The 10,968-nt window shown below is 36.9% G+C and carries 12 protein-coding genes; all 12 read left to right on the forward strand.

Going from position 1 to position 10,968, the window contains the following annotated elements:
• Nucleotides 1–108 precede the first annotated feature (108 nt).
• The 12 genes from dcuS to essB all read left to right on the forward strand — a co-directional run bounded on the left by dcuS (nt 109) and on the right by essB (nt 10,961).
• Nucleotides 109–1,695, forward strand: coding sequence for a DcuS/MalK family sensor histidine kinase (dcuS, locus tag ACFX40_RS23090; protein WP_060746139.1), 1,587 nt, complete (start codon nt 109–111; stop codon nt 1,693–1,695).
• Nucleotides 1,688–2,413 carry a response regulator gene (locus tag ACFX40_RS23095; protein WP_377256457.1) on the forward strand — a complete coding sequence of 242 codons (726 nt, stop codon included), beginning with the start codon at nt 1,688–1,690 and terminating at the stop codon, nt 2,411–2,413. Before dcuS ends, ACFX40_RS23095 begins: the two co-directional genes overlap by 8 nt.
• Nucleotides 2,414–2,553: 140 nt before the next feature.
• Complete coding sequence (locus tag ACFX40_RS23100; protein WP_028410160.1) at nt 2,554–3,213, forward strand: cobalamin B12-binding domain-containing protein; 660 nt, start codon at nt 2,554–2,556, stop codon at nt 3,211–3,213.
• Nucleotides 3,200–3,952: an STAS domain-containing protein gene (locus ACFX40_RS23105; protein ID WP_377256460.1), complete on the forward strand. Its 753-nt coding sequence runs from the start codon at nt 3,200–3,202 to the stop codon at nt 3,950–3,952. Before ACFX40_RS23100 ends, ACFX40_RS23105 begins: the two co-directional genes overlap by 14 nt.
• Before the next feature lie 80 nt (nt 3,953–4,032).
• Complete coding sequence (locus ACFX40_RS23110; RefSeq protein ID WP_377256487.1) at nt 4,033–5,340, forward strand: ATP-binding protein; 1,308 nt, start codon at nt 4,033–4,035, stop codon at nt 5,338–5,340.
• A gap of 364 nt (nt 5,341–5,704) precedes the next feature.
• Nucleotides 5,705–6,910, forward strand: coding sequence for a DEAD/DEAH box helicase (locus ACFX40_RS23115; RefSeq protein ID WP_013081498.1), 1,206 nt, complete (start codon nt 5,705–5,707; stop codon nt 6,908–6,910).
• Between the two features lie 252 nt (nt 6,911–7,162).
• A complete protein-coding gene (locus ACFX40_RS23120; protein WP_013055102.1) occupies nt 7,163–7,480 on the forward strand; it encodes a hypothetical protein in 318 nt (105 codons plus the stop codon).
• Nucleotides 7,481–7,589: 109 nt separating this feature from the next.
• A complete protein-coding gene (locus ACFX40_RS23125; RefSeq protein WP_013055103.1) occupies nt 7,590–8,189 on the forward strand; it encodes a WXG100 family type VII secretion target in 600 nt (199 codons plus the stop codon).
• 61 nt (nt 8,190–8,250) lie between these two features.
• The gene (locus ACFX40_RS23130) at nt 8,251–8,643 is read left to right on the forward strand and encodes an SseB family protein (RefSeq protein WP_028410157.1); all 393 of its coding nucleotides are present in this window, start codon (nt 8,251–8,253) and stop codon (nt 8,641–8,643) included.
• 372 nt (nt 8,644–9,015) lie between these two features.
• Nucleotides 9,016–9,309 (forward strand): WXG100 family type VII secretion target, encoded by a 294-nt coding sequence (locus ACFX40_RS23135; RefSeq protein ID WP_013055105.1) that lies wholly within the window; start codon nt 9,016–9,018, stop codon nt 9,307–9,309.
• Nucleotides 9,310–9,402: 93 nt separating this feature from the next.
• Nucleotides 9,403–9,642 (forward strand): ESX secretion system protein YukD, encoded by a 240-nt coding sequence (gene yukD, locus ACFX40_RS23140; RefSeq protein ID WP_013055106.1) that lies wholly within the window; start codon nt 9,403–9,405, stop codon nt 9,640–9,642.
• A gap of 14 nt (nt 9,643–9,656) precedes the next feature.
• Nucleotides 9,657–10,961, forward strand: a complete 1,305-nt coding sequence (gene essB / locus ACFX40_RS23145; RefSeq protein ID WP_028410156.1) for a type VII secretion protein EssB — start codon at nt 9,657–9,659, stop codon at nt 10,959–10,961.
• Nucleotides 10,962–10,968 lie beyond the last annotated feature (7 nt).

Raw genomic sequence — 10,968 nt, forward strand, 5'->3', positions numbered from 1 at the left:
AATGAAATTAAATAAGCGAAGATCTTATCTGACTCTAGATAAGATCTTTTTCTTGTGCTATAAACAAGAAAAGCAGGGAAGCGAGGGAAGAATGTGAAACACGGAAGAATGGGGCTGCGAAGCATCACGGTGCTGCTTGTATGCATGGTGGTGATTCTATCGCTATTGTTAACGGATTTATTAGTTAGCAGTTCAATTGGAAAAAATATTCGGGATCAACAGGCTGAAAAAGCTCGGACTATTGCTACGATTATTTCAGAATCAACGAACGTGAAAGAAGGACTAGAGACAAAAACACCTCAGTCAATTCAAGAATTTACTAAACGAATTCGTGAAAAATCAAGCGTCTTGTTTATCGTTGTTATGGATATGAATGGAATTCGCCAATCTCACCCAGATCCTAAAAAGATAGGAAAGAGGTTTGCCGGAGGCGATGAGCAAAAATCATTGCACGGGAAATCTTATGTATCTGTATCAAAAGGAACGCTTGATAAATCTCTGCGCGCTTTTGCACCTATTTATAATGAGAAAAATCAGCAAATTGGCGCAGTAGCTGTGGGGATTTCTTTGAATAATGTAAATGAAGCAATTAGAGATGGGCATCGTCGAATTGTTTTAGGTTCATTAATTGGTTTACTTGTAGGCGTTCTTGGTGCTATTTTATTAGCGAATTACATAAAGAAAATTTTATTTGGCTTGGAACCTTCTGAAATTGCTAAAATTCTAGAAGAGAGAAGCACCATGCTGCAGTCGGTTCGTGAAGGAGTGATAGCTGTTGATAAAGAAGGTAATATTACACTTGCTAATCGTTCTGCACGCCGCTTATTTGTTAAAGCTGGGTTAGCACCAGAGCCAATCGGTTTGTCTATTCGAGAATATATGCCCACCTCCAGGTTGGACGACGTTTTGTCTACGGGGGAATCTCATTATGATGAAGAGCAAGTCATAAATGGAGTAGCCATTGTGGTTAATAGGGTTCCGCTAGTAGTAAACGAAGAGATTGTAGGGGCACTTTCTACGTTTAGGGATAAAACAGAAGTTAATATCTTAGCAGAGCAGCTAACAGGTGTTAAAATGTATGTGGAAGCGCTTCGAGCACAATCGCATGAATTTATGAATAAACTTCATGTGATTTTAGGAATGGTGCAGATGAATTATTATGATGAGCTAAAAACGTATATTCATCAGCTTGTTAATCACCGTGTCGATGAATCTAGTTCAGTGACTAAAACTATTAAAGATCATGCGTTGGCAGGGTTCCTCATGGGCAAAATGAGTTATGCTAGAGAGGAAAGCGTAGAACTGACATTTTCCGCTGATGAAGTTATTCCAGAACCTTCAGATCCACACGTTACTCATCATCTCATTACCATTATTGGAAATTTAATTGATAATGCAATTGATTCAGTTTGTCATCAAGCCTCTAAAAAAGTGTCCGTTATGCTTGTGTATAAAAACAATAAACTTACGATTCAAGTCACGGATACAGGCTGCGGCATTCCTTCCGATACAATGAATCAGATTTTCAAGAAAGGCTTTTCTACAAAAGGCACGAGCAGAGGGTTTGGGCTGCATTTAGTAAAGCAAACGATTGATGAATTAGGTGGCCAAATCGTCATTGACTCATTTATAAATAGCGGTACCACATTCTATATTGATATTCCGTACGAAACAAGGAGAGATCAAGTTGATTAAAGTATTAATTGTTGAAGATGACCCCATGGTTGCTCAGTTTAATCAAAAGTACATTGAAGAGATAGAGGGGTTTACAGTAGTCGCTGTTGCTCATTCGGGTCGTGAAGCCTTGGTGAAGGTAAATAAATATCAAGTTGATTTAGTGCTGCTTGATATCTTTATGCCCGGGCAAAATGGTTTGAGAGTTTTACAAGAGATTCGAACAAAACAAGAGGAAATAGATGTCATTTTTATCACCGCTGCTTCAGATGCCCAAACGATTCAGCAAGCTTTACGCTACGGAGCGATTGATTATTTGATTAAGCCTTTTACATTTGAACGCTTTTATCAAGCACTTTCGGCTTACAAACAAACATTTCGCACGTTAAAACAGCAACCTCAGCTTAATCAACAGGAATTGGACGGGCTGTTGTCTAATAAAAAAATAAAAGAAGCTCCGGTAGAGCCATTGCCTAAGGGTTTAACGACTGGAACATTAGAAGTTATCGTAGAAGCCATCGAGCATCTTAAAGATCACCCTTTTTCGACCGATGATGTAGCTGAAAAAACGGGAATCTCAAGAGTGTCTATTCGAAAATATTTAAAATTTCTAACAGATATAGGTCTTCTTGGAGAAAGAATGACTTACGGCACAATAGGACGTCCTGTGTATGCGTACTTATACAATGAACAAAACCGTCACTTGCTGCATCACTACCTCGTTGACTTTGAAAAATAAAGAGATTGACCTGTCAGAGACGTCCGGTGCTATTTTGTCGGTGTGAGAATATTTTACTGTAGAGTGCCAGTGAGTTAAGTGGTATGGTTGATAATAACAAAGAAAAAAACAAGTCGTTTGACTGAAAAAGAGGTGGTTTCTTGATTGGAAGCATAGAACGCTTGACTGAATTACTGTTATCAGGGAATCAAGATGAAGCTTGGAATATTGTGTGGAAAAAAAGACAGCAGGGTTTCGATACATTTTATATTTTTCAGCAATTCATTTCAGTGTCAATGGCTCAAATCGGTATGATGTGGGAAGAAGATGAAATTTCAGTGGCTGATGAACATTTAGCTACTACTACCTGTGACTATGTTTTGTCACGCTATCAATTGTGTATAAGAGAAGAAGTTATTAAAAATGAAAAAAAAGGTCTGTTTTTATGTATAGAAAATGAGCAGCATTTTTTAGGGTTAAAAATGATTTCCATTCTCTTTGAAGAGCACGGATGGCAGACGAAACTTTTAGGAGCAGATTCTCCGCTTTTACATGCAACGCACGCTGTTGAACAATGGAAACCTGACTTAGTAGGAATCTCGTTCAGTTTAACTCATCATATAGAAAAAGCAAATGAATATATAGAAGGATTACAAAAGACAAAACATCAGCCGCTTATTTTGGTTGGAGGCCGAGTAGTTTCAAACTATAAGTTTCCTCTTGCTCAAACAAATCAAGTTCGGTTTATTGCACAGTTAGAGGAGTTGAAAGAGTTTTTTCATTATCAATCAATTAGGGGGATTAAGGTTGTCGACTATTAAATATGCTCCGCTTCCTGTTTTTATTATGGATGAGGAAATGAATATTCTAGCGCGATCTGATGAAGCAGCCACTTTATTCGGAGAGGTTCAACATTTTTTAGAAATTGTTGACGAAGATAGTCAGATCAAAGCTAGAAAACGATTAGGGCAGAAAAAAAAAATAAAAACAGAATTAGTCATGCATTCGCGCAAAGCTAAGATGTCTCTTTATACCGTGAATTGCAAATGGGAGCAAGATAAGGCGCATGTAATATGTGTAGAGGAAGATTCTCAAATTAGAATTCTTTCAGAAAAAATCCAACAACATACAGCGCGTTTATCTGAAACAGACTTAGAACTGCTGCTGCAAAAAGAACGATTAGAAAAAGCAATGAACCGAGTTATAGAACTGTCGGGACCGTTTATTCATTTATCGAACAACATGGTGCTTATACCTCTATTTGGCGATTTATTTGAGGAAGTCATCATGAAAAATGAACATCGGCTGCTCAGACAAATAGATGAGGAAACGGTTGATCGAGTTATCATTGACTTTAATGGAATAGGTCAAATTGATGAACGAGGTGTTGCAGCCCTAGAACATTTAATATGGGAATTTCAGCTAATGGGTGTACAGATTTATTTAACAGGTGTGACACCCGATCATAGTCAGTGGCTTCACCAGTATCATTTTCAAGCAAATGTAAAATCTATTAGTAACTTAGGTCAGGTCATTCATCAATTTTTTACAACGGCATGAAATGGCTACAAAAAGTGAACACTTCATATAAAGACAATAAGACAGGGGATCAATATTGATAAACAGGTGATTAAAATTTGGTGAAACACGCGCGTAAAGTAGCTTTAAGAATTTCAATTATATATATCATTATTGGCGCTGTATGGATCTTGATATCTGATAATATATCTAGAACATTAGCGCAAGGTCGTTTTGAAGTATATATTTTTTTTCAACAATACAAAGGTTGGTTTTTTATTTTAGCTACGGGGATTATTTTGTATGGATTGGTATATAGGAGAGCTTATAAACTAGTGGAGTCCCAGCAAGAGCTCGTAGTGAAAGAACACGAACTTCAAACGAGCAACCAGCACTATCAATCTTTATTCAAACATAATCCCGATGGCGTTTTTGAAATAAGTAAAACGGGTGAAGTTCTTCTTGCTAATCCAGAAGGTGAAGCAATCGTTGGATACTCCAGTGAAGAATTGCAAAAGATGAAACCTTCAGCTCTTATCGCAGCTGAAGAGTTTGATATGTGTAAAGAGTATTTTAAAGAAGTGCTGAATGGAAAAGGTGCTAAGTTCGAAATGAATGTGATCAATAGAAAGAGAGAAAGACGGTTGCTGAGGTGTTCTTTGCTTCCCATTATCGTTCATAAGCAGGTAGTAGGTGTATTTATGATTGCACGCGATATTACTACATACCGTCAAGATGAAGAGCTTATGATAACCTCGGAAAAAATGTCGGTTATTGGACAAATGGCAGGTGCCGTCGCACATGAAATTAGAAACCCGCTTACTTCTTTAAAAGGTTTTGTACAGGTTATGCAAGCCTCTAAGGAAACAAATGACACATATTTAGATATCATGATGTCTGAAATCGACCGCATCAACTTAATCTCCAGTGAAATGCTCATTCTTGGAAAAAAGCAGCATGTATCTTTTGAAAAGACCAATTTATGCGCGATTTTAAAACAAGTTATTACCCTAATGGAAGCGCAGGCCAATTTAAATAATGTTTCTATTTTATTGAAAGAAACAACAAAAAGGCCTATTTATGTTTCGGCTGATGCAAATCAGTTGAAACAAGTGTTCATCAATGTGATCAAAAACGGTGTAGAAGCTATTATGGAGAAAGGTCATATTACAATAACAGTTGAAGAAAAAGATACACGAGTATTGATTCACTTTGAAGACAATGGAATTGGAATGAGTCAAGAGAGGATTGAACAAGTAGGAACGCCGTTTTATTCTACAAAAGAAGCTGGCACTGGCTTAGGGCTGGCCGTGTGTTACAAAATCATGGAGCGTCATCAAGGTACCATGCATTTTAAAAGCGGTAAAGGAAAAGGGACAACGGTTACTATTGATATGCCAATTATAGAACGAAACAGCCGCCTCTCGTAGTTCAGAGAGGCGGCTGTTTTCGTGAAAAAGAGAAAGTAAGCAGCTGAGCCCTTTGGTCTGGATCCATATAGGACATAAAACCTCCTTCTTATACAAGTTTTCGTCCATAATAAAGAGGATCATATTGTTTTCTATAGAAGCAATAGTGTATCATAGTTGAAGCTATGTTTATTGATGTAGAAAAGTTAAGGTAACAACCGATTTTTCTACTGACGGATTGACAGGGTCCCTTGGGGTAAGAAAGGTTTATTTATAAATAGAAATTAAGGTCAGTATTAACGCAAATGGCCACTGATACATTCGTTTAATTGAAATGAAAAAAATCGTTTATAATATCGAGAAAAGCATGGAAAAGGAGATAGATATGAGTCAGTTTATAGAGACTTTACAGCCTTTTTTACAAGAGGCATGGAAAAAAGCAGGGTTCAATGAGCCTACTGCCATTCAAACGAAAGCTATTTCAGAGATTTTAGCTAATAAAGATGTAATAGGAGAATCCCCAACGGGAACAGGAAAGACGCTGGCATATTTGTTGCCTGTCTTACATCGCATTCAGCCGGGACCATCTCATATTCAAGCAGTTATTTTAGCATCTTCCCATGAATTAGTTATGCAAATTCACGGTGAAATTCAAACTTGGTCGCAGGGAAGCGGTATTTCAAGCGCTGCGTTTATTGGCGGAGCAAATATGAAACGGCAATTAGAAAAACTCAAAAAACGTCCTAATATTATTGTTGGTACCCCAGGACGTTTGAACGAGCTAATTAAAATGAAGAAATTAAAAATGCACGAAGTCAAAACAATTGTGATTGATGAAGCGGATCAATTGTTTGTACCTGAGCATGTTCAAACGGTTCAACAGATTGTAAAAATGGCGTTAAGTGATCGTCAAATCCTAGTCTTCTCAGCTACTGTATCAGAACGTACCAAATCGCTAGCGAAAGATATGATGAACCACCCTCTTGAAATAGAGGTAGGAAGAGATGAACTTCCTGCTTCGAAGGTAGAGCATGTATACATCAAAAGTGAAGCTAGAGATAAAGTGGACGTGCTTAGAAAACTAGTTCGTCAAGAACAAATGAAAGCTTTAGCCTTTTTTAAAGGAATTGATACTTTAATCGAGTTTGAAGAAAAATTAACATTTAAGCGTGTAGAAGCAGGCTCTTTACACAGTGAAACGAAAAAAGAAGATCGTGCTACGACGATTAAAGGGTTTCGAAAAGGAGATTTCCCTGTCTTATTAGCAACGGATGTCGCAGCTAGAGGATTAGACATTAAGGGATTGACGCATGTAATTCACATCGATGTTCCTCAAGATGCAGATCAATACGTACATCGCTCAGGTAGAACAGGCAGATCGGGAGCAGAAGGTACAGTCATTTCTCTTGTGACTGAACGTGAAGAACGAAATTTAAAACAAATCGCACGTGAACTTCAACTTTCATTAGTGAAAAAAGAACTTTATATGGGTGAAATCGTGGATGAAGGAACAAAAGAGCAGTCCCGTACAGCTAAAAAACCTTCAAAAAAGCCGTTTAACAAGAAAAAGAAACAAAAAGGTCGAATGTAAACTAGGTATTCTTCCTTTTTATAACAGCAGTGTCATAACCTAAAAAGCAACGTCTACTGCTTTATTACAGCAGCCTGGCGTTGTTTATTTTCTCTATTTTCCCTGTATAAATAAGTAAAAAAAGAGAAATGTAGATATTTTTTCCTAGGTATGAAAATAGTTTGAATGATGGATTTTGTTTTTTGTAACCTTATTTTAACATTACTTTAAGAGACTTCTAATAAAAGAGGAAGAAGGACGTGGGGACATTTTATGGATGCAATTGATGATCTCTTTGACGACATAGAGCGAAGAAGAAAAAGTAAAGAATATAGTCGAGATGCAGATCAATTAGAATCATATTTACATGAAGTTCAACGTATCATGGAATTTCTTGAAGAGGGTATCTATCTGTTTCAAAATTCGCACCAACAATATGCGTCAGATTGGTCAGGGCGTTCTAAGAGCTCATATGAGGATATTTATAATGATATTACGCAATCTACTTTTCATCTGTACGACGTAAGGGATGAATTGTTTCAAACTTTACGCTTAGAAATTTCACGACTAAGAGAGTTAGCATCGGCGTAATAAATAACATTATCGACTCACTCCTTTAGAAAGTGAGTCTTTCCGTATAGGCTTAAAAAATGTTTAGATGATGACTGAAGGCTTACAAGAGATAGGGGGACGGACATACATGGAGATAAAAGTAAATCCAGAGGTGCTGCAGACATTTGCAGAGCGAATTCAGCAGTCTCATTCACAGACGGCTGATGCACTTCAAAAACTAAGCTGGGAAGCTACAAATCTACATTTCTTGTCTGTTGCAGATATTGATAAAGTGCTGGACTTGCAGGAAGAGTTACAGCATATGATTCGCAAACTTGATTCGCTAACGGAAAACGCACATTTATTAGTAAAAGACACGGCAGAACAAATGAGAAAAGCAGATGGAGAGCTAGAAGGCTCTTCAGGCTGGACGGAGTTTTGGTCGAGCGTATGGAGCGATGGGAGCACCCATTCACAAGATACGTGGAATGATATAAAGAACTTAAAAGAATGGAATACGTATGACAATATGCATAGAACGATTGAAAAACCTTTAGGTACTCTTAATGTTATGTGGAATTCGCTTTCTATGTCTTGGGAAGAAAAAGTAGTGAATGGTTCTACATGCAGTCGAACGGAATTTTTTACTTATGGCGTTATTCAAATGGGGTTGGGCATTTTAAGTCAGGAAATGAATCCTTCAAACATTATGTTTAGTGACAGCACAGAGGAAGTGAAGAGAGAATGAATGAAGTATATGATGGCGCTGGAAGTGAAATGGTACAGTTCCTTACAGGGTTGTCTCGGCAATGAAATATACATTTAACTTATTAGAAAAATCATTAATCGAAGCAATGAAAGATAATAAGAAAATTGCTCAATTTTATAAAACTTTAATGAATAGCAATTTATGGCTAGTTGTGAATTCAGAGCATGGAGCATCAGATATATTGATTGCAGAGCACTACGTTCAGACAATGAAAAGCGCAGCGTACCGATATTTACCTGTTTTTTCGTCAAAATATCCGATTGAACAGATGCTGAAAGATGAAAAGACCGTATGCGTATCATTTAAGGATATGCTGCCTGTATTAAATGAAGAAATAGCGATATTACTTAACCCTGACACGCCTCTCTCAAAATTATTCATCCCCGAAGAAATAAGGATGTTAAAAGAAGATCAAAATTATTTTAAGCAGTAGCCAAAAAATAAAAAGCGCATGTGCTTTTTCCAAGCATGTCTGAATCTTAAATAAATATAAGATATATAAAGAGGCAGGGCCTTAAATAGGCTGCTGCTTTTTTATTACTAGTAAATAGTTCTATAGATAATGAACAAAAATGTAATTTAATAGTCTTATAGTTTTTATTTTCCTTTAAATAGGTACCTATAGATCAGATGGAAAAGGTTTAAATGAGAACAAAATCTTGGTTGTTTAGGTTTTATTTGCATTTTTTAGGGGTATTTGTAGATACATATTCTCATTTTTGGAGGCTTTTGCAAGTAACCTTTGACCTTATCACTAGAGTTTCTTACAATAATAGTAAATATATAAACCGAAGGAGAGATATGTATGTCAGGAATTATTCGCGTAACACCAGCAGAGCTTCGCGACATGGCAGGTCGTTATACTAACGAAAGCGGTCAAGTTCAAGAATTAGTAAGTCGTCTTGATACAATGAAAAATCAACTTCAAGACATGTGGGAAGGTGCTTCAAGCGAAGCGTTTGCTGCTCAATACGAAGAACTAAAGCCTTCTTTCGTTGAAATGTCTAACCTACTTACAAAGATTGCTAAGCAATTAGATGACTCTGCAAACGTTCTTGAAGATACAGATAACCAAATCGCTAGCCAAATCCGCGGTTAACTTCATCTAATAATCTAAGTGAAGTAATAAAAGGAGCGCCCTATTCTCAAAAGATGAAGGCGCTTTTTCTATGTTTTGAGGTGATGAAACCCTATGTATATAGAAGTAACAGTAGACTTAAAGCACTATACAGGTGATCGGTTCGATTTGCGACTATCAAACTATCATTCACTCAAAAAAGTAGTCGAGATCGTTTGGCAAGCTAAAAAGATTACTCAATCACCAAAGGACGGTGCGTGGATACGTGTTTCAAATAAAAATCTTATTTTCTCGGGAAATGAGACGATGATTAACTGCGGAATTACCACAGGTGATTGTATCGAAATTCTCTAAAGGAGTCTATTAGAATGTCAGAGAAGAAACCGACTTACTTAGAAGAACAGCTCGAAGCTGTAATGACACGTCATAATAATGAATATACATTTGTTTTTCAAAAAGAAAAAATTCGACTTAATCGTTCTGTTGAAATTGAAATGTTAAAGGATGTAAACATGGCTTTTCAAAAAGAAATCATGATGAGCGATGATGAACTTAAAATAACAATTAAGCCTACCTCTGAATTTCAACCTTTTACGGCATTAAGAGGAAAAGAAGAACAGCAAAAGTGGCTGTTTGCAGATCAGCTTATCAAACAGGTAAAGCAGCATTCTTTTTCAAGGCTGCATTTGTTGATTTGTCCAGAAAATATCATTTTTGATAAAAGTTTAAGTCCGGCTTTTTTACACTATGGAGTGAAAGAAAGTTTACCTCCTTATGAGTCTAACGAGGAACAAAGCTTTCAAGAGTTAAAGGCTACGATAGCAGCGGCCGTTGACTCATCACATACATTTGAACAGTATTTTAAGTTATATGAGACCTTGCAATTAAAAGAAGACGCTAAAAAAATAATGCATATCAGCAATGAGGAAGAGTTGAGTCAATTTGTTCAGCATAAGCTAACTCAAATTGAAAAGCATCAAAAGACACTCGTTCAACTTCCTCAAAAACGCTGGACCATTTTTAAGTTTTCATCTGTGGGTATACTTGTCTTATTAATTCCAGCTCTTATTTATACTTTTTACTCTTACTTTTTTGCTCAGCCGAAACAAGAAGCATTTGTAGAAAGCAACGAATACTTTCTTGAAAAAAACTACAGCAAAGTAGTCGACACACTTGAAGATTATGACATTGAAAGCATGCCTAAAATTGTGCAATACGAAATAGCAACTTCCTATCTTGTTAATGAAAAGTTAGGGGAGGAGCAAAAAGCAAATGCTTTAAAGACCATTACGCTTCAGTCAGATCCTCAGTATTTTGCCTATTGGTTTTACATTGGCCGAGGAGACAACAAAAAAGCGCTAGAAGTCAGCAGGTTGTTAGAAGAACGTTCGTTAATTATCTATGCACTAATGAAATACGAAGGTCAGCTAAAGACAGACAACGATTTAGCGGCTGATAAAAAGCAAGAGGAGCTTGATAAAGTAGCGAACGAACTTGAAGAATTTAAGAAAGAAAATGATCAGCAAGAAGCGGAAGCAGCCAAGCAGCAAGAAGAGAAACAAGCTGAGGAAGCACAGGCGGCCAAGCAGCAGGAAGAAGAACAGAAAGCTGCAGAAGCCGAGAAAAAGAAACAAGAAGAGCAGAAAAAACAGCAGGAAGATCAATCGAAGTAGGGAGGTA

It is taken from the genome of Priestia sp. YIM B13552, assembly GCF_042787775.1.
GTDB classification, from domain to species: domain Bacteria; phylum Bacillota; class Bacilli; order Bacillales; family Bacillaceae_H; genus Priestia; species Priestia megaterium_E.